The following is a 17398-nucleotide window of genomic DNA, read 5'->3' as shown; positions in this document are numbered from 1 at the left end:
TCCGGGTTCCATTCACCGACCACAACGATCGGGACGCTCCCACGGCCACTCGGCGATGATCCAGGACTCGAGCGCCTCGGCCAACGGCGCGTCGAGTCCGGCACGGTCGGCACGCACCCAGGACTGGACGGTGACGTCATGGCCCTCCGCTTCGGGGGGATACAGGTAGACGCACCCGATCACCTCACCCTCATCCGGGTCCATCACGGTGAACGTGAAGCCCTTGCGCGCCGTGAAGTCGGCAGCATGACGCCTCAGGTCGGCCAGGTTCGCCTCCAGCGACATCCCCTCCACGGGCGGCCAGGAGCCGTCCGGATACCCGGGAGTCGCGCGGATGTGCTCGATGCTCGAAGACCATGCCGCGTGGTCCGCCTCATTGTGCTGCGGCCCGAGGGGTTCCAGGCGGAACGCTTCAGTGACCAGCGACGTCGGGGGCTCGAAGTCAGACGGGACGAAGTGATCGGTGGACATGGCGAAATCCTACGCGGCCCATGGATCCGGGGATGAGCCTGCAGGCTCGAGTTCCACCTGCTCGACGCTGAACGGCCAGCCGCAGAAGAAGCCGATCAGGCGAGTCCCCGCGGCGGAGAAGGCAGACTCCACATCGGAATGCCATCTGCGGACGAGCTCATCGGGCAGTCTGTGTGAGGAGGACACCGCCACGGCGACCGAGGGGACACCGATGCCGGCCAACGCTGCCAGGATCTCGCGACGCTCCTCCTCCGGCGCGGACCATTCCACCTCGGCGATGGCGATCGGAGAGGGGTAGGCGATGTCATGCTCATCGCAGGGCAGGAGCAGCAGAGTGTCCTCGGCACGCATGGACTCGCGGAGGACCAGATCGACGACGTCGACTGCGAGGCCCGGGGTCGACAGCGGAAGGTGGGTCCAGTTCTGGGGGAGATCCTCAAAGCTCATGCTCCGATACTCGCCACCCGGCAGAGCGTCACGCCACCCCGCGGATGCAACTGTGGACAACTTCTCCACAGGCGCGTCACTCAGTCCTGGTGCGCGAAGAAATGGCGCAGCACGGAGGTGAAGACCTCCGGCTGGTCCGCGTGGACCCAATGGCCGGCGTCGTTGATCCGCAACAGATGTGTCTGAGGGAACAGGGTCCGCATGGGCGACCGGTGCTCCTCGGTGATGTAGTCGGAGTCCGCGCCCGCGACCCAGAGCACAGGACCGGTGAACTGTGTGTCCGTGAGGTCAGGGAATCCACCGATGACGTCGAGCTCGGCGCGCAGCAGGTCCAGGTTCGAGAGCCAGCCGAATCCGCCGTCGCGCCGGACCAGACTCTGCAGCAGGAATCCGCGGATCATCGGATCGGCGATGTTCTCCTGAAGCTGCTCGTCGGCCTCTCCCCGGGAGGAGATCTGCGTCAGGTCCAGCTCCGCCAGGCTTCCCAGCAGGTGCTCGAACTGCCCCATGGAGCCGCCGGTGGCCACCGGGGCGATGTCGACGACGACCAGCCTGTCGATCAGCTCCGGATGGCGCAGGGCCAGCACCATGGCGACTTTGCCGCCCATGGAGTGGCCCACCAGATGGACCGGCTGATCAGCGGCGACGCCGGCCCGCAGCTCCTCGGCGACCAGGTCAGCCATCTCCCGGTAGTCGAGCTCCTCGGTCCAGTCGGAGCGTCCGTGGTTGGGCAGGTCCACCAGCAGGCTCTGATGGTCCGGCGTCAGCCCCTTGGCGATCTGGGTGAAGTTCTTGCCCTGCCCGAAGAGCCCATGCAGGAAGACGACCGTCGAGCCGGTGTCCCCGACCGTCGTCGTGTGCAGGCTGAAATCTGCTGAGATGCTCACCCACCCAGCCTACTGGGCGTCGGGACGGCGTTCGTTCGCCGGAAAGCTCTCCGTTGCTAGCCTGACGGCCATGCCCTGGAGCTTCGTCACCGAGCTCATCGAGTGGCGTGGACCCGCGCCGTTCGTGTTCGCACCCATGCCGGAGGAGATGTCCGCCGAGCTGAAGGAGGCCGCACGCGGACTCATGTACTGGGGGCAGGTGCCCGTCACCGCGATCATCGGGGCCACCGAGTTCGACACTGCCGCCTGGCCCCGGGACGGGCGCTTTCTGGTGCCGATCAAGGCGGTGGTCCAACGCGCGGAACGTGTCGACGTCGGCGACGCCGTCTCCGTCCGCCTGGACGTGAGGGAAGATCAGCTCCGGGACTGACGCAGCACGGTGACGGCGAAGTCGGCGTCATCGTGCCAGGCCTTCAGATCCCAGGTGGCGAACCGGTGTTCCACGCGCAGTCCGGCTTCAGCCACGTACTGGTCGAAATCGGTGAGCTTGAGGTGCCGGTCCACGTGGAAGCCGAGGATGATGAAGCCTTCGGCCGTGAGGCAGGCCCGCAGCCGGCGCAGCACCTGTGTTTCCGTGCCCGGTGCGAGGAAGACCATGACGTTGCCCGCCGCGAGCACGGCGTCGAAGGGCTGGCCCATACCGAGCGCGTCCAGATCCAGCTCGGTCAGGTCGACCACAGCGTAGGACGGACCCGGATGGTCCTGTGCGGCGGCTGCGATCAGCTCAGGGTCCGCATCGACGCCGACGACGGCGTGCCCCCGCTGGTGCAGGTCCCCCGAGAGCCGGCCGGTGCCGCATCCCGCATCCAGAATCCTGGCCTGTCGTGGGACCATGGCATCGACCAGCCGGGCCTCACCGACGAGGTCCTCCCCCTGAGCCGCCATCCTGCGGAATCGGTCGATGTACCACTGGGAGTGGTCATCCTTGGTCGCGGTCACCCAACGCGTCGGTTCTGCCATGGATCCCACTGTACTGTCGGCTCGTCATGCATCGATGGCAGGATCGCCGCTCCCGGCCGAGCCTGTGCTGAACCGTTCCGCCAGCGAACGCCGCCAAGCTGGCGGCTCCTCGCCTCCGAGGTGCACCCAGTATTCGACCGATCTCGTGATCCGTCCGTCCACGACCTCCATGAAGGCCGCCGTCCGGAAGACCCCGACCTCGGCCTGCGGCACCTCGACTTCAGCGACCACCAACGAGCCACTGCCCACCAGCCGCACCACCCGGATCTCCCACCCCTCCGGATACTCGGCGTTCACGGCGACCACATGGTCGGCTCCGAAGAAGGTCTCGTTCGTCACCGGCCATTCCACCACCACGTCCTCAGCCAATGTCGCCCGCACACCGTGCCAGTCACGACGCTGCATGTGCTCCCAGAATGCACGGACCGTCTCGACAGGATTCATGGTGGCTCCTCGGCTGGGGGCGTCTTGGGTAGATCTTCAGAATATCCTTGGCGACGGGCTCTTGCCTCACCCTGGGTGTCACACACGCCCGACTCATGCCCAGCTACGATGCAGCCATGCGCATACGACCCGCAGTCCCCGAGGACGCCGGGGAGCTGACCGATCTCCACCTCGACGTCTGGGATGAGGCCTACAGCGGTCTCATCTCCGAGGATGTGCTGGCAGAACGCCGCGCACGCCGCGACCAGCGGCTCCACAAGTGGAAGTCGACTACGCCCAGGACCTGCCCAGCCGCGAGGTGAAGGCACTGTATGTGCTCGCCGAGGTGTACGGGACCGGCGTCGGCCATGCTCTGCTCACCTCTGGGATCGGCGAGGACCCCGCGTATCTCTGGGTGCTTGCCGGCAACGACCGGGCCATCGCCTTCTACGCCAGGCAGGGCTTCCGGCTCGACGGCGCGGCGAAATCTGATCCGGTCGGGACGGAAAAGCGCATGGTACGCCCGTGAGGCAGGCTCAGCGCACCGGGCCGCCCCGCTGGGCCCGCTTGCGGGCATAGGCGCGCGCGGCACGGACTCGATCTCCACACCGCGTCGAGCACCACTGCCGGCGAGCATGCGTGCGTAGGAAGAACCACTGGCATGAGGGTGCCTCGCAGGCCGCGAGTGACGGCTCCTCGCTTCCCGTGAGCAGAGAGGCAGCGTCCTCCGCGATGACGGCCATGGCATGCTCGACGACCTGCGTGGCCGGGTGATCCACGCTCCGGCTGAACCGCACTGTCGGATCGAACCGGAGAAGCAGAGCACCGGGTGCGCTGGTCAGAGCCCGGTTGACGGCGTCGAGCGCTTCAGGACTCGGACTATCGCCGGTGACATGCGCAGTGAACAGATCACGGAGATCCTCGCGCAGCCCGACCAGCCGACGCTGACAGTGCTCGTACAGCACCGCTTCCGGTGCGATCAGGTCATGCTCGGCCAACCAGGCGGTCGCCCCTTCCGGCGTGGACAGGGCATCGCTGCTCCTGCCCGGTGCGCCGCCCTCGACGCTGTCGACCAGCGCGAGGCTGGGGTGCTCATGCGCGCCGGGCACAAGGGGCTTCGGTGACTCAGGCATAGGTCTCATGGTAACTATTTTCGCTTTCCATGACACCTCTGCTAGCCTGACTCACGCCAAAAGCTCTTTCCTCCCATGAGAGCAGAGACCACCCATGCAGTTCGGCTCCCCTGCCGGCACCGCGCCGTTCGCGCTGTCCGTCCTCGCAGGAGGTGGCACCGGCGTCGGCACCACCGCCGCGGAAGGACTGGCCGCCACGGCCTCCCTGGCCCGGACCGCCGACCAGCACGGGTACCACCGGTTCTGGATGTCAGAGCATCACGCCATGGGAGCGACCTCCCATATGAACAACCCCTGATGAAACGGAGAACACCATGACCGCACCCCGCCGAGCCCTCATCGTCATCGACGCCCAGCAGGAGTATTTCGAGGGTCTGCTGCCGATCCAGCATCCCGACCGCGACGAGTCCGTCGCACGAGTCCGCTCCGCCATCGATGCCGCCGCCGAATCCGGGGCACCCGTAGTGGTCGTGCAGCACGAGCTGCCGGAGGGCACCCCCGTCTTCGCCGCCAGATCCACCACCTGGCAGAACCACCCGGACATCGCCGCCGTCCAGGATCACGCCTCGACGCGGATCAGCAAGCGGTACTCCAGCGTCTTTGCCGGAACCGGCCTCGAGGACTGGTTGCGCGAACAGGAGATCGACACGATCACCTTGGTCGGCTACATGACGAATAACTGCGTACTGGCCTCGGCCGCGGCCGCAGAGCCGCTCGGGATCGCCGTCGAGGTGCTCTCGGACGCGACCGGCGCCGTCGATCTCGCCAACGACGCCGGCAGCGCGTCCGCCCAGCAGGTCCACGAGATCTTGATGGCTCTGCTGCAGTCAAACTGGGCGGCAGTCGCCGACACGGAGACCTGGATCAGCGCACTGAAGGCCGGCGACCCGCTGGAGACTAGCGATCTGGTCACCTCTGCGGCCCAGGGCCGCGAGAGCGCCTGAGCGTAGATCACCGGCAGGCCTCAGGCCGTGCTGGCGCCTCCACCGCAGGAGGCGCCAGCACACCTCACGCCCCGCCCCAGAATGCGTCCTCAGCGGCTCCGTCCTCGGAGAACAGAAGCACCGCGACGATCTTGCCGTCCTGGATGGTCAGCAGGTCCACCCCTGCCATGTCCATCGCGGCGCCGGATCGCGTGGCGCTGAAGCGGACCGGCACGGCGATGAACCCACCGTTGACCATCGCGGGCCCCGTGGGCGCCAACTGGAAGGTCCCTTCGCTGGCCTCCATCATGCGCCCCAGGTGTGCACCGACGGCCTCGACGCCGACGTGCTGGCCGGAGAACCGGTGCGCCCCCGGCTGGTGCCACACCACCTGCTCACCGAGCTGGGCCATCGCCCTCGGCATGTCGCCGCGCGCCAGGGCCTCGAAGTACGTGGCGGCTACTGCCGCCGGAGTGCTCTCACTCATGGTGTCATCCTTGTCGTCGGGAGGTCGCGGAATCGTCTGATCCGCGCCACCCCTGACAGTAACCAGTGGTAACCTGTTACCCCAACGTAACTGTAGATGAGGGGCCCTGATGGAACAGCCACCGTGGAACGTGATGGTCGCGACGTGCCCGTCGCGCACGTCCCTGGCGCGCATCGCGAACAAGTGGACGGCGATGATCGTCATCGCTCTCAGCAGAGGACGCCTCCGCTTCGGGGAGATCCGTCGAGCAGTGGACGGCATCAGCGGCAAGGTCCTGGCCGACACGCTGCGGGACCTCGAACGCGACGGAATCGTCTCTCGGACCGCCTATGACGAGATGCCGCCGCGCGTCGAGTATGACCTCACGCCCCTCGGCCGCTCACTGCGCGAGCCCCTCACGGCGCTCGGCCAGTGGGCGGAGGCGCATATCGAGGAAGTCGAGGCCGCCCGGGCGGCGTACGACGAGAAGACCATGCCCGAGGAGATCTCGACGCGTTGATCAGTTGGACAACGCATCGTCGCACAGTAGGTTGTTGGTGATGATGACCAGTCAGGCCATGACCGGCCGCTCCCGGACAGGCGACCTGGTCGTGCCCTGACCCGCGCACCTCCTTGCGTGAGTGCCCTGCCCCACCCACTCACGACCCACAAGGAGAACCATGACAGCGCGTTTCAACCACACGATCATCGCCTCAACTGACCCCGCCGAGATGGCGGGGTTCTACCGCGACCTGCTCGAAGCAGACGAGGCCCCCTCGTGGGGCCCCTTCCACAACGTCCAGCTCACCGACGGCGTGCTCCTCCAGTTCGCCACACCGCCGATAGAGTTTCCGCCGCAGCACTACGCGTACCTGGTCGACGACGACCACTTCGATCGCGTCTATCTGCTGGATCCTTCAGGGCACTATCTGGAGCTCCTCACCCGCCCCTACCTATGACGGAAAAGCGCACCCTCCAGCGGAGCTTCGGACGAGGAGGACTATGGGGCGATGATCTGCCACAGGTGCCCGTCGACGTCAGCGCAGACCGCGACGTATCCCCAGTCCTGACGCTGCGGAGGGGAGGTCACCTCCCCTCCTGCCGCGTGAGCGCGCTCGGCCAGACGGCCGACCTCCGCCGCGCCGTCCACCATGAGGCTCAGCACACATTCGCTCTGGCCTGTGGGGGCGGCCGGCCGGGGGCCGATCACCCAGCCGAATCCTCCCCTCGGGATCAACATCAGAGTGACACCGGCAGCGACGCTGAACTGCAGCGGCTCGGGGACGCCGTCGTCGGCGAGCGGGCCGACCGGTTCGAAGCCGAAGGCGTCACGGTAGAAGTCCATGGCACGCCGCCTGTCATCGATCGGCAGGCAGAGGGTGAAGGGCTGGGTGGGTGTCGTCATGAGAGTTTCCTTCTGTCAGAAATGACGCAGCAATGAGCTGCTAGCTGGAACCTGGCAGATGTCTCGCGCGCTCCGTCAGCGGACATCGAAGCTGAGGTGAGTGGCGTGTGGAGAGGCGACGACTTCGGCCTGCCTCAGTGCCAGGGGCGCACCCACGAGATCGAACAGTCGCGTCCCCGATCCCATGATGACGGGCGAGAGATGGATGCGCAGTCGATCGACCAGTCCGGCCACGAGTGCGGTGTCGATGACCTCGGCTCCGCCCATGATGACGACCTCACGGTCCCCTGCCAGCCGGCGGGCTGCGCTCACCGCCGCATCGATTCCCTCAGTGACGAAGTTGAATCCCTCCGCATGGCGAGTCTCCTCCGGCGCGGAGTGCGTGAGGACGACCACTGGCGGTCGCTCGGGGACATCATGATCGTACGCATAGTTGATCGTGTCGTCCCAGCCGTTCGGGCCGTCGACGAAATCGAAGGTCCGGCGGCCCATGACCACCGCTCCGGCCCTTTCTCCACCCTGCTCGAGGACCTTGCGGTCCTCAGGCGACTCCGCCGAGCGGAAGACCCATTCCTGGATGGCCTCACCGCCGGCGCCCAAGCCGCTCTCACGGCTCGGATGCGGTCCTGTGACATACCCGTCCAGGGACATGCTGATGTCTGCACTGACAAAGCTCATGGCGATCCTTCTCTGGGTCGTGGGTCTGGCAGATGGTGGGCCTGTGGGCTCACTGCTCGACGATGACGTCCTGGCCGTCCTGAACGGCCGCTGCGAGCGAGTTGTCGAAGGCACGTGGGGTCATCTCGAGGGAGAGGACTCCACTCGACGTCACAGTGCTCTGCTCGATGCGCATCGCGGAGGCGGGACCGTCCATGCCGAAGACACGCGAGCCCCCTCCGACGACGGCGGGCGCCACCAGGAAACGGTAGATGTCGACGAGGCCCGCCTCGTGCAGCGTCCGGGCCAGGTGGATGCTGCCGTGGACCTGCAGCTCGAGATCGTCGTCGGCCTCTCTGAATCGGGCGATCTCCTCGAGGAACCCCTCACCGAGGGTCGTGCTGGAGTCTTCCCAGACCGTGCCCAGCGGGGACGAGGTGACCACGTACTTACGGAGATTGTTGATCTTCCAGGCCACGGCATCTGCCGGGTCGGTGACGTGGGGCCAGTGAGAGGCGAAGGTGTCGAACGTGCGTCGCCCCAGCAGCAGAGCGCCGCAGCGCTGGTACCACGAGTCGACCGCCTGGCCGCAGCCCTCATCGAAGAACGGCATGAGCCATCCCCCGCGGGTGAAGTCGCCGCGGGTGTCCTCCTCCGCGCTGCCTGGACCCTGGCTGACCCCGTCCAACGTGGTGAACAGGTTGATGCTGAGCTTCATGATGGAGCGCCCTTCTGAAATCGTCGTGGGATCGGGTTCGTCAAGTCATGCCACGGTGGTGACGTCATCGAGGGGCACGTGGAACGCCTGGAGGAAGGTCAACAGCTCCGTGTCGGACCCTTTGATCTCGAGTGCACCGTCGGAGATCGCCTCAGCCGGTGAGAGCCGCCCGGCCAGCAGCAGCCTCAGCTGCGGCCCGGCGTGGATGGTCAGATCCGGGTCGGATTCGGGAAGGCCAGTCTCGATGACGACCTCCTCTCCGTCGACCATGACCCAGGCCGTCACCGGGCCGGCGTGGATCAGATAGGTCCTGGAGGCCGTGATGACCCCGGGCCGGTAGGCCGCCCGCAGCGCAGCGGCCAGCGATGAACTCGTGATGACGTCCTCCTGTGCCGGCGCGCTCATGCGCCGGGCACCCCATCGTCCGAGGCTGTCGAGGATCGGCGTGAGCTCGGCCCCGTACGGAGTGAGCGCGTAGAGCACTCCGCGTCCGGGCTGCTTCACAGTCCGCCGCTCCACGATGTCCATCTGTTCCAGCTCCCGCAGGCGGGTGGTGAGCACGCTCGTCGGAACTCCAGGGAGGCCCTCGTGGAGTTCCTTGAATCGCCGCGACCCCACGCTCAGATCACGCACGATGAGAAGCGCCCACCGCTCCCCCAGCACACGGGCAGCCTTCGCGAGGCCGCAGAACTGGCCGTAGTCCTTCGTCATGACTTCATAATATGGAGTTGACTTTGAAATGGCAAGCATTTTCTCAGGGCGGCGACGCCACCAGTTGAGCGACCCGCCCTGCTCTGCACCACACGCCTGGCATGCGGCACACTCGTCCTATGGACGATCTGCGCGTGCCACCGGGGCCCGGAGCGCCCCGCGGCCTCAGAATCCCCGAGGGAGAGCTCATCGAGCAGTTCTCCCGCGCCTCCGGCCCCGGGGGCCAGGGCGTCAACACCACGGACTCACGGGTGCAGCTCAGCCTGGACCTGGGCACGACGACGGCGCTGGACGACACCCAGCGGTCCCGCGCCCTCGACCGGCTCGCCGAGAGGCTCACCGGCACCGTGCTGACGATCAGCGCCTCCGAGCATCGCTCCCAGCGGCGGAACCGGAGTGCGGCGAGGCAGCGCCTCTCCGCCCTGCTCGGTGAGGCGGTGGCCCCCGCCGTCGTCCGCCGTCCGACCCGCCCCACAAGAGGCTCCCGACGTCGACGACTGGACGCAAAGCGCAGACGCTCTGAGACGAAGAGCTACCGCAGGCCGCCCAGAGCCGAGTGAGGTTGCCGACGGATAGACTTCGGCATCGCAGACGATGAGGCGATCTACCGCGGAGGGGAAGGAACCATGCGCACGGAACAGCAGGCATTGTCCATCTCACTGGCAGGCGTTCTTCTGGTGTCAGCACTGGGCATCAGCTTCGGGCTGGTGTCCGGCTCGTTCGCGATCATCTTCGACGGCATGATCTCGATCGTGGACGCGGTGATCTCCATCCTGTCGATCTGGGTGGCGCGGCTGATCCTCCGCTCCACCACACAGGGCCTCAGTAAGCGGTTCAGCATGGGATTCTGGCACCTGGAGCCTCTTCTCCTCGCCTTCAGCTCACTGTTGATGATGCTGATCGCCGGATACGCGGTGGCTCAAGCCGTGTCGGCGCTCCTTTCGGGCGGCCGGGAGATGGAGTTCGGTCCGGCCATCATCTACGCGGTCGTCGTGATGGTGCTGACCACCGTGTTCGCACTCGTCGAACACCGCGCGAATCGCCGCATCGGTTCTGCACTGGTCGCCATGGACGTCAAAGGCTGGATCATGACCGGCGGCGTCACGAGCGCCCTTCTCGTGGCATTCGTCGTCGGGATCTTCCTCGACGGCACCGACCTTGAGCACCTGACCCCATACGTCGACCCGCTGATCCTGATCATCGTCGCGACGGTGCTGATCCCGCTGCCGTTCTCGACGTTCCGGCGCGCGCTGTCCGAGATAGGACTCGCAACACCGGCCCCGCTGCGTCGCGAAGTCGAGAACGTCGCTGAACGGGTGACCGCGGATGAGGGTTTCCTCTCGAGCCATGTGTACACAGCCACGGTCGGACGATCACGCCAGGTGGAACTGGTCTTCCTCGTCCCAGAAGGCCTGCCAGAGCGCCCGCTGGAGGACTGGGACGCCATCCGTCGCGAGGTCACCGACGAGCTGGGGCACGGAGACCCGAACAGCTGGATCACAGTGGCCTTCACGACGGATCCGCAGCTGGTCTAGGCGCAGGCGTCAGAGCCCGGAGGCGGAACCGCGATCATGTGACGACACGAAAGACCCTTCGGCCCTTGCCTCGGGTGAATCCGAATCGCTCACAGGCTGCCAGGAGGTCATCGTCGTCGGCTGCCGCGACGGCGACGGCGCCACGAGGCAATGTGCCCATGAGGTTGCGGGTCAGGAGCAGCGCAGACATTCTCGTTCCTGGCCTCTGAGCCAGAGCCGCGACCTGCCACCGCTCCCCCACGGGGGTCTCAGGCCCGGTCGGGGTCGCCGAGAGCGAGCCGGCATTCATCTGCCACAGACCCACGATGAAAGGCAGCCACAGGAGGACGGCCAAGCCGATGCCCCTCGGCCCGTCGTTGCCTACGACCAGGACGAGGGTCGTCATGAAAAGCAGTGCCAGCAGCACTCCTGCGATGATCTCGTGGAGGAGCCGGAAGCGTCCGAAGACGACCATGCCATGGCCATCTGAAGATTCGTAGAGCTGCCGACGCAACGCGGAGAACCCCACGATCAGCAGAGACAGAGGGTACGCCATGATCCCCCCGGGCCGGTGCCGGGTGAAGGCGCGCGCCATGATCCAACTCAGGATGAACACCCGGTGCAGCGGGGCGGGCTCTACCGCTGGTCTCATGAGGCACGATCCTACTCAACGGCCACCGCTGCCTCAACGACGCCCCCTCACGACACCGGGAAGCGCCGCCGTGCCTTTCAGGCGCCCTGAGCACGATCTGGGTCAGTCCCCTAAGGGCCAGACCTCGACGACACCGTGTGCGACCGCGCAGGGAGTATCGGCTGCCAGAGCTGCTGCATGGTCGAGGTCCTTCGCCTCGATGATGGTGAACCCTGCGACCGGCAGGTCTGAGCTCATGAAGGTGCCGGGTTGATAGTGGGCACCTGCCCCCTCCGGGTTTCGGACCTGTACCGGTCTCCCCGCGATGCCCATTAGCGCACCGTGCTCGCGCAGTTTCTCGTCATGCGCGTGCGCCCGGCCGCGAACGTCCGGCGCCGTTCTCTCGTACCCGTCGGCGTCGCCATAGCCGATGGCGATGAATGTTGGCATGTGTGGCACCCTCCGGTCGAAGAACTCGGGCCAGATCCTTGCCCGTGGGTCACCTTCAGCTCGGTGAGGGCATTGTGTGCCGAGATTCCCGGCAGCCTGATCATGACGCCGTCAGAGTACATCGGCCGGTTGCCCGGTGACGATGGCTGATGGGCGGTATCGGTGCTGCGGATGCCCCCCGGACTACGCCGGCATGCCCGGCGAATCTCCGCTGCTCGCTCTCCTCCATCCGATGCGCGACGTAGCCTAGTAACCGTTAAATTCCCTTGATACGGTTATTTAGAGTTGCCGCAGAACAGGAGGGCATGATGAAGCGCTCAGCAAAGACGAGACACAGGCACCTGAAGGTGGACGGCCTGCAGCTGCGTTACCGCGAGGCAGGAGTGCCCTCATCGACTGCAGTCATCCTGCTGCATGGAGCCCCGAGCTCGTCCCACTCCTTCCGTGAGGTCCTGCCGACCCTGGGCCATCACGCGTACGTGGTTGCACCGGACATCCCCGGATTCGGATTCTCGGATGCACCTGGCGTGGACGAGTACGAGTACACCTACGAGAACCTGTCACACGTGATCGATGCATTGATCGAGGAGCTCGGTGTGCACAGGTACGTGCTGTACGTGACGGACTACAGCACTCCGGTGGGGTATTTCATGGCCACTCGACACCCCGAGCGGGTTCTGGGGCTCGTGGTGCAGAACGGCAACGCGCACGAGGCGGGACTCAATGAGGGATGGGACTCTGCTCGCAGGTTCTGGGTGGAGCCGACCGCGGAGAACAGGGCCGCCTTGCCGGAATGGCTGACCTTCGAGGGAACTCGAGACACCTACCTCGCGGGCCTGCCTGAACATCTCGCAGAGCTGCACCCGCGCGAGTCGTGGCATCTGGACTGGGAGCGCCTGTGCCGACCAGGCAACACGGAAGTGTACTTCCAGTTCTTCTACGACTACCGCAAGCACGTGGCACGTTTCCCCGAGATCGCCGAATACCATGCGGCGTTCCAACCGCCGTGCCTGGTGCTCTGGGGCCGCCACGACACTGCGTTCGACATCGCTGAGGTGTTCGCCTACCACCAGGCGTTGGCCCATGTTGAGGCGCACATCTACGACGCCGGACACTTCCTTCTGGAGACCCACGCCACCGAGGTCGCAGACCTCCTGGTCACCTTTGTCCACGACATACTCGAGCGCACGAGTATGGCCGCATGACTTCTCTTCAGCGGACGATCACCCCGTTGACACAGGAGAACTGGTCCGACTTCGAGGCAGTGATGGGCGACCGGGGCGGATCACGTGGCTGCTGCTCCATGCACTGGCGACTGAAGCGCAGAGACCTCCTCAATCCGGACCGTCGAGGCCTACCCGGTCGAGCCGCCCCATGGCCGGACGGCCGACCCGTGAGGAGGTACCAGCTGCCATGACCGCCACCACCGAGTGGGTCGAGGATCATTTCATCGCTGGAGACTTCGCCCTGGATTTCGCCAACACCGTCTTCCGCCGCCTGCCAGAATCAGGCGCGGACCTGTTCACCGACACGACTGCGCTCAACGCCTGGCTCGCCCACACAGGCTTGCTACCCGCGTCTGACGATAGTGGTAGCGGAACCACGGAAGCCGACCTGGCGGATGCCCGTGCGTTGCGTGCACTGCTCTGGACGGTCTTCGACGCACAGAAGGAGCATCGGACAATCCCCTCAGGCGCATTCACAGAGCTGCTCGAGACAGCCCGTCACCGGCTTGAGGACCTGAGCATCCACCCTGATGGATCCACCACGCCACGCACGGCGCAGGGCGCTTTCGCCACCGTGGCGCTGCGTGCCATCACGCTGATACTCAATCCACCAGCGCAGACCATTCGCGCCTGTGACCGGTGCGGCTGGTTCTTCATCGACTCGTCACGGGGCCGTCGGCGTCGCTGGTGCAGCATGAAGACCTGCGGAAACCAGGCCAAAGCCGCCCGTTATCGGTCGGCGAATACACAGGATGGCTGAAGGCCTGGGCCGGCGTCGCCACGGTGAACAACCTCGACTTCCCCGTGAAGCCAGATGAGGTCTTCCCCTGACACGCAGGTGCTGGTGCCCGTGGAGGTGTCCCACGATCAGCAAGGTGCCGCCAAGGGCGACCCAGCAGGCGATGCGCCGGCTGGCGGATCTGGACAATCTGATGCCGACAGTGGTCTTCTTCTAACTATGTTAGGTAAAACTACGCGTGATAGGCAGGCCGAGCGTCGTGAGGCGACTCGGGCAGAGATCATTGAGGCCGCCTGGGACATGACACGAGAAGTAGGGCTGGCACAGATCACGCTGCGCGGGGTGGCCGACCGAGTGGGCATGCGGGCGCCGTCGCTCTACACACACTTCGACTCGAAGAATGCCATCTACGATGCGATGTTCGGCCAGGCCTGGACCGAGTGTCTCGCGCATTTCGAGTCACTCAAGGACCAGGAGCCCCCGGATGCGCGTGAGGCGCTCCGGTTCACCGCGCGCACCTTCTTCGAGTTCGCGGTCAGAGATCTGGCCCGTCATCAGCTCATGAACCTCCGAACGATTCCCGGTTTCGATCCCAGCGAGAAGAACTACGCCCCTGCGGTCGCCACACTCGACCTGGCACAAGAGCTCTTCCTCAGACACGGCATCACCGCCACGGAGGATCTGGATCTGTTCACCGCACTGATAGGGGGCCTGATCGACGCGCAGCACGCCAACGATCCGGGAGGCGACCGATGGACCCGCCTGCTCGACCGTGCTGTCGACATGTTTGCCGACCACCTCGATCTGCCCTAGCCCACACCTACCCACATCCAGCACTAAGGAGCAGTCATCATGGGCACCACATCACAAACGCCCACTGCCAGAGAGAATGCACGCCGTTCTCAGCTTGACCACGACTCCGCGATGCGACTGGCCACCACCGAGTATGCGCGCGTCTCTGAACTTCTGGGCCGGGTGACTCCTGAGCAGTGGTCTGCCCAGACCGACTGCCCCGCGTGGGACGTGCGCGCGATGGCCGGTCACATGCTGGGCATGGTCCAGATGGTCACGTCGGTTCCCGAACTCATGCGTCAGCAGTTGACCGCCACCCGCAGGGCCAAGCACGACGGCGGCTTCCAGATCGACGCGCTCACAGCTTGGCAGGTCGAGAAGAACCTCACCCTCACCCCTGACGAGGTCGTCAGGGAATACAGAAGGCTGAGCCCCCGGGCGGTGAGAAACAGACGTCGATCACCGGCCTTCCTCCGAAATCGAACGATGCAGGACGAGACAGATGGTCAATGGACCTTCGGCTATCTCCTCGACGTGATCCTCACCCGTGACCCCTTCATGCACCGGATCGACATCAGCCGCGCCACGGGGCTGCCGATGGTTGCCACTGCGGAGCACGAAGGGACCATCGTCGACGACGTCGTGCACGAATGGGCACAACGCCACGGCGAGCCGTACACCCTGGAGCTCAGTGGACCCGCGGGCGGACATTGGCAGGCCGGGGATGGTGACCGCATCGCCCTGGACCCGTTCGAGTTCTGCCGCGCAGTCAGCGGACGCATACCGGGGACCGCCGGGCAGCTCGCAACAGAGGTCCCGTTCTGAACCTCCAGGACAGGGCCTTCAGGGAGAGACTCAGCCTGGGGGGGGCGAGTCGAGTGCGAGGCGACCACGTCTCCAGGTGGAGAAACCCCTGCTTCGCTGTGGCACTAGACGGGATACCGACCTGACGTGCAGATTCCGCCGAGAACAAACATGGTTCGGCGATCGTAGTCCGCCCGGGCCGGTCGGCCACCATACTTGAGGGCAAGGGCGTTGTGCATAGTCATCGCCCGAAAATCTCTGAACTGCAGGAGCCTTCTCCTCGCTGCGGTTCCCGAAACCGTCACGCGCACGGAAGCGGGTGCATCCCTCGACGGCGTCCCGCGCCGCCCAGGAGAGCTCGCCGTCCGGCAACACCCACATCACAGGCCGGAACGTCCGATACCACCTTGGGGAGCTTACAGCCGCCGGGCCGTGGTCATCGTCGGACACCGAAGGCACGCGCGATGAGGCGATCGAACACCCGATCCGGGAGGACTGTGCTGAGCGCTATCGCCGGGGCCGATCCGCGGCCGATCGCGTATCGGGACCGTGGACGGCGCGCACCCGCAGCCCTGACGATCCCTCGTGCGACGACCTCGGGGTCGGAGGCCGCGCGGAAGTCGGGGCGCGCGCTGGCATCGAGAGTCTTCGCGACGGCTTCCGCCTGCCGGGCATACGGGCCGGAGCCTGACGCGTGGCGGACCTTCTCAGCGGCGATCGAGCCCCATGCGGATCGGATCGAGCCGGGCTCGATGACGACGACGTCGATGCCGAAGGGGGCGAGCTCGAGTCGCATCGCGTCACTGAGAGCCTCGACGGCGTACTTGCTGGCGTGATACCAGCCGCCGAGCGGGGTGACGAACCGGCCTCCCATCGAGCTGATGTTGATGATCGTCCCGGACCCGCGCGCACGCATCCCCGGCAACACCAACTGGGCCATTCGAGCCAGGCCGAGGACGTTGACGTCGAGCTGTGCCTGAGCCTCTGTGAGGGGCACATCCTCCACGGCTCCGTACGAGCCGTATCCGGCGTTGTTCACCAGGACGTCGATCCCACCTGACTCAGCGACGATCTCCTCGACTGCCCGGCGGGCTGAGGCCTCGTCGGTGACGTCGAGCGTGACCGTATGCACCCCCGCCCCTTCGAGGCCGGCCATCTTGTCGGTACGACGTGCCGCGGCGTAGACCGTGAATCCGGCGTCGCGCAGCTGCCGGGCCGTGATCTCGCCGATGCCGGAGGAACCGCCGGTGACGAGCGCGACGTCGCCACCCATGTCTTGCTCCTCCCGCTGGGCCGCCCGTCGCGTACCAGCGAGCCCTAACCTAAGAGATTGGCGATCTGCGGTCAATGGACCGTCAGCGTCAGCTCTGAGCGCCTCCACATGGAGCTTGTAGCCTGATCGCAGCGACACGTTGAACACCGATCCGACCCAGGTGGGGCATCCCACGACCCGTGAGTGGCGCTGAATGTACGTCAGCACGCTGAGCCGACACCACGCCGAGGAGCACCGATGCGACTCAAGCTGGACCTGCACGAGATCTACAACAAGGGCCGAGACATCGACCACGCGCTCGCCGACATCCTCGACGAGGCCGAGCGCACCAAAGCGAAGACCGTCGAGATCATCCCAGGAAAAGGCAGCGGGCAGCTGAAGAAGCGTGTGCTGCGCTTCTTGGATCGCAAGGACGTCAAGGCCCGCTACCACCGGGTGGAGAAAGACAGCAAGAACTTCGGGCGAGTGTTCGTGCATTTCAAACACTGACGGCTCCCGGCGTCACCACTGGCAGAACACGGGAGTTGACGTCAACGACACTGCCGGGCAAGACCTAGGCACGAAGGACTCCTGGGGACTTCATCCGATCATGTAGACCGCACCCCGTCCCTCGCCCGGAAGTCCCGCGAAAAATCCCTGGGCCATGGCAGGCATGGCCTCAGGGGTCACGGTACCTAGCCGCGGGGTCCATCCCATCTGCTCCGCGTCCATGGTGACGTGGCCTTCGAACAGGTCTAATGCCGGACGCGGTGAGTCTCTTCGTTCCTT

General features: G+C 65.8%; 28 protein-coding genes. 14 read left to right on the top strand and 14 right to left on the bottom strand.

Translation table 11 applies throughout. The features are described 5' to 3' along the window. Positions 1-12: 12 nt before the first annotated feature. From ODE13_RS14600 to ODE13_RS14590, 3 genes are all read right to left on the bottom strand, one after another. Positions 13-471, bottom strand: coding sequence for a GNAT family N-acetyltransferase (locus tag ODE13_RS14600; RefSeq protein ID WP_179540373.1), 459 nt, complete (start codon positions 469-471; stop codon positions 13-15). 9 nt (positions 472-480) lie between these two features. After that, positions 481-918, bottom strand: coding sequence for a hypothetical protein (locus ODE13_RS14595; RefSeq protein ID WP_179540374.1), 438 nt, complete (start codon positions 916-918; stop codon positions 481-483). A gap of 80 nt (positions 919-998) precedes the next feature. Next, positions 999-1805 (bottom strand): alpha/beta fold hydrolase, encoded by an 807-nt coding sequence (locus ODE13_RS14590; RefSeq protein WP_322479909.1) that lies wholly within the window; start codon positions 1803-1805, stop codon positions 999-1001. Positions 1806-1875: 70 nt separating this feature from the next. On the opposite strand from ODE13_RS14590, the gene ODE13_RS14585 reads away from it, so the two are divergent. Then, entirely contained in the window at positions 1876-2175 is a 300-nt protein-coding gene (locus tag ODE13_RS14585; RefSeq protein ID WP_322479908.1) for a DUF1905 domain-containing protein, read from the top strand. Here the strand turns inward: ODE13_RS14585 and ODE13_RS14580 are convergent. After that, on the bottom strand, positions 2160-2765 hold the full coding sequence (locus ODE13_RS14580) for a class I SAM-dependent methyltransferase (protein ID WP_322479907.1): 606 nt from the start codon (positions 2763-2765) through the stop codon (positions 2160-2162). The genes ODE13_RS14585 and ODE13_RS14580 overlap by 16 nt on opposite strands. A 24-nt stretch (positions 2766-2789) precedes the next feature. After that, positions 2790-3209: a nuclear transport factor 2 family protein gene (locus tag ODE13_RS14575; RefSeq protein ID WP_322479906.1), complete on the bottom strand. Its 420-nt coding sequence runs from the start codon at positions 3207-3209 to the stop codon at positions 2790-2792. A gap of 116 nt (positions 3210-3325) precedes the next feature. Between ODE13_RS14575 and ODE13_RS14570 the strand changes: the two genes are divergently transcribed. Together ODE13_RS14570 and ODE13_RS14565 are read left to right on the top strand one after the other, a co-directional pair. Next, the gene (locus tag ODE13_RS14570; RefSeq protein ID WP_322479905.1) at positions 3326-3511 is read left to right on the top strand and encodes a hypothetical protein; all 186 of its coding nucleotides are present in this window, start codon (positions 3326-3328) and stop codon (positions 3509-3511) included. Further along, a complete protein-coding gene (locus ODE13_RS14565; RefSeq protein ID WP_322479904.1) occupies positions 3469-3717 on the top strand; it encodes a GNAT family N-acetyltransferase in 249 nt (82 codons plus the stop codon). The genes ODE13_RS14570 and ODE13_RS14565 overlap by 43 nt, the downstream gene beginning before the upstream one ends. Before the next feature lie 7 nt (positions 3718-3724). Here the strand turns inward: ODE13_RS14565 and ODE13_RS14560 are convergent, their stop codons facing one another. Beyond that, a complete protein-coding gene (locus ODE13_RS14560; RefSeq protein ID WP_322479903.1) occupies positions 3725-4321 on the bottom strand; it encodes a CGNR zinc finger domain-containing protein in 597 nt (198 codons plus the stop codon). Between the two features lie 94 nt (positions 4322-4415). Between ODE13_RS14560 and ODE13_RS14555 the strand changes: the two genes are divergently transcribed. Both ODE13_RS14555 and ODE13_RS14550 read left to right on the top strand, forming a co-directional pair. Continuing rightward, the gene (locus tag ODE13_RS14555; RefSeq protein ID WP_322479902.1) at positions 4416-4619 is read left to right on the top strand and encodes a hypothetical protein; all 204 of its coding nucleotides are present in this window, start codon (positions 4416-4418) and stop codon (positions 4617-4619) included. Between the two features lie 16 nt (positions 4620-4635). Further along, positions 4636-5265, top strand: a complete 630-nt coding sequence (locus ODE13_RS14550) for an isochorismatase family protein (protein WP_322479901.1) — start codon at positions 4636-4638, stop codon at positions 5263-5265. A 64-nt stretch (positions 5266-5329) separates the two neighbouring features. Here the strand turns inward: ODE13_RS14550 and ODE13_RS14545 are convergent, their stop codons facing one another. After that, positions 5330-5731 (bottom strand): nuclear transport factor 2 family protein, encoded by a 402-nt coding sequence (locus ODE13_RS14545; RefSeq protein WP_322479900.1) that lies wholly within the window; start codon positions 5729-5731, stop codon positions 5330-5332. A gap of 109 nt (positions 5732-5840) precedes the next feature. Here ODE13_RS14545 and ODE13_RS14540 point away from each other — a divergent pair, with 109 nt between their 5' ends. Beyond that, complete coding sequence (locus ODE13_RS14540; protein ID WP_322479899.1) at positions 5841-6230, top strand: helix-turn-helix domain-containing protein; 390 nt, start codon at positions 5841-5843, stop codon at positions 6228-6230. A 160-nt stretch (positions 6231-6390) separates the two neighbouring features. After that, complete coding sequence (locus tag ODE13_RS14535; RefSeq protein WP_322479898.1) at positions 6391-6669, top strand: VOC family protein; 279 nt, start codon at positions 6391-6393, stop codon at positions 6667-6669. 41 nt (positions 6670-6710) lie between these two features. On the opposite strand, the gene ODE13_RS14530 is transcribed toward ODE13_RS14535, so the two are convergent. The 4 genes from ODE13_RS14530 to ODE13_RS14515 all read right to left on the bottom strand — a co-directional run bounded on the left by ODE13_RS14530 (position 6711) and on the right by ODE13_RS14515 (position 9201). Then, positions 6711-7115: a VOC family protein gene (locus ODE13_RS14530; protein WP_322479897.1), complete on the bottom strand. Its 405-nt coding sequence runs from the start codon at positions 7113-7115 to the stop codon at positions 6711-6713. 75 nt (positions 7116-7190) lie between these two features. Then, complete coding sequence (locus ODE13_RS14525) at positions 7191-7793, bottom strand: dihydrofolate reductase family protein (protein ID WP_322479896.1); 603 nt, start codon at positions 7791-7793, stop codon at positions 7191-7193. 49 nt (positions 7794-7842) lie between these two features. Further along, the gene (locus ODE13_RS14520; protein WP_322479895.1) at positions 7843-8490 is read right to left on the bottom strand and encodes a dihydrofolate reductase family protein; all 648 of its coding nucleotides are present in this window, start codon (positions 8488-8490) and stop codon (positions 7843-7845) included. A gap of 45 nt (positions 8491-8535) precedes the next feature. Next, the gene (locus ODE13_RS14515; RefSeq protein WP_322479894.1) at positions 8536-9201 is read right to left on the bottom strand and encodes a helix-turn-helix domain-containing protein; all 666 of its coding nucleotides are present in this window, start codon (positions 9199-9201) and stop codon (positions 8536-8538) included. Positions 9202-9320: 119 nt separating this feature from the next. Here ODE13_RS14515 and arfB point away from each other — a divergent pair, with 119 nt between their 5' ends. Further along, a complete protein-coding gene (gene arfB, locus ODE13_RS14510) occupies positions 9321-9761 on the top strand; it encodes an alternative ribosome rescue aminoacyl-tRNA hydrolase ArfB (RefSeq protein WP_179540406.1) in 441 nt (146 codons plus the stop codon). Between the two features lie 66 nt (positions 9762-9827). Continuing rightward, the gene (locus tag ODE13_RS14505; protein ID WP_322479893.1) at positions 9828-10736 is read left to right on the top strand and encodes a cation diffusion facilitator family transporter; all 909 of its coding nucleotides are present in this window, start codon (positions 9828-9830) and stop codon (positions 10734-10736) included. A 34-nt stretch (positions 10737-10770) separates the two neighbouring features. Here ODE13_RS14505 and ODE13_RS14500 read toward each other — a convergent pair whose 3' ends face one another. Both ODE13_RS14500 and ODE13_RS14495 read right to left on the bottom strand, forming a co-directional pair. Beyond that, positions 10771-11367 (bottom strand): hypothetical protein, encoded by a 597-nt coding sequence (locus ODE13_RS14500; RefSeq protein WP_322479892.1) that lies wholly within the window; start codon positions 11365-11367, stop codon positions 10771-10773. A gap of 102 nt (positions 11368-11469) precedes the next feature. After that, a complete protein-coding gene (locus ODE13_RS14495; protein ID WP_322479891.1) occupies positions 11470-11796 on the bottom strand; it encodes a YciI family protein in 327 nt (108 codons plus the stop codon). Positions 11797-12101: 305 nt separating this feature from the next. Here ODE13_RS14495 and ODE13_RS14490 point away from each other — a divergent pair, with 305 nt between their 5' ends. The 4 genes from ODE13_RS14490 to ODE13_RS14475 all read left to right on the top strand — a co-directional run bounded on the left by ODE13_RS14490 (position 12102) and on the right by ODE13_RS14475 (position 15378). Further along, positions 12102-13001: an alpha/beta hydrolase gene (locus tag ODE13_RS14490; protein ID WP_322479890.1), complete on the top strand. Its 900-nt coding sequence runs from the start codon at positions 12102-12104 to the stop codon at positions 12999-13001. Between the two features lie 208 nt (positions 13002-13209). Further along, the gene (locus ODE13_RS14485; protein ID WP_322479889.1) at positions 13210-13782 is read left to right on the top strand and encodes a CGNR zinc finger domain-containing protein; all 573 of its coding nucleotides are present in this window, start codon (positions 13210-13212) and stop codon (positions 13780-13782) included. 90 nt (positions 13783-13872) lie between these two features. Beyond that, positions 13873-14574: a TetR/AcrR family transcriptional regulator gene (locus ODE13_RS14480; protein ID WP_322479888.1), complete on the top strand. Its 702-nt coding sequence runs from the start codon at positions 13873-13875 to the stop codon at positions 14572-14574. 39 nt (positions 14575-14613) lie between these two features. Beyond that, a complete protein-coding gene (locus ODE13_RS14475; RefSeq protein ID WP_322479887.1) occupies positions 14614-15378 on the top strand; it encodes a maleylpyruvate isomerase family mycothiol-dependent enzyme in 765 nt (254 codons plus the stop codon). Between the two features lie 415 nt (positions 15379-15793). Here ODE13_RS14475 and ODE13_RS14470 read toward each other — a convergent pair whose 3' ends face one another. Then, the gene (locus ODE13_RS14470; RefSeq protein WP_322479886.1) at positions 15794-16630 is read right to left on the bottom strand and encodes an oxidoreductase; all 837 of its coding nucleotides are present in this window, start codon (positions 16628-16630) and stop codon (positions 15794-15796) included. Between the two features lie 237 nt (positions 16631-16867). Here ODE13_RS14470 and ODE13_RS14465 point away from each other — a divergent pair, with 237 nt between their 5' ends. Then, positions 16868-17119, top strand: a complete 252-nt coding sequence (locus tag ODE13_RS14465) for a Smr/MutS family protein (protein ID WP_322479885.1) — start codon at positions 16868-16870, stop codon at positions 17117-17119. The last annotated feature ends 279 nt before the right edge of the window (positions 17120-17398 follow it).

The sequence above is a fragment of the Nesterenkonia sp. HG001 genome (assembly GCF_034438835.1).
In the GTDB taxonomy this organism is placed as follows: domain Bacteria; phylum Actinomycetota; class Actinomycetes; order Actinomycetales; family Micrococcaceae; genus Nesterenkonia; species Nesterenkonia xinjiangensis.
This window is presented reverse-complemented; position numbering and strand designations above follow the sequence as displayed.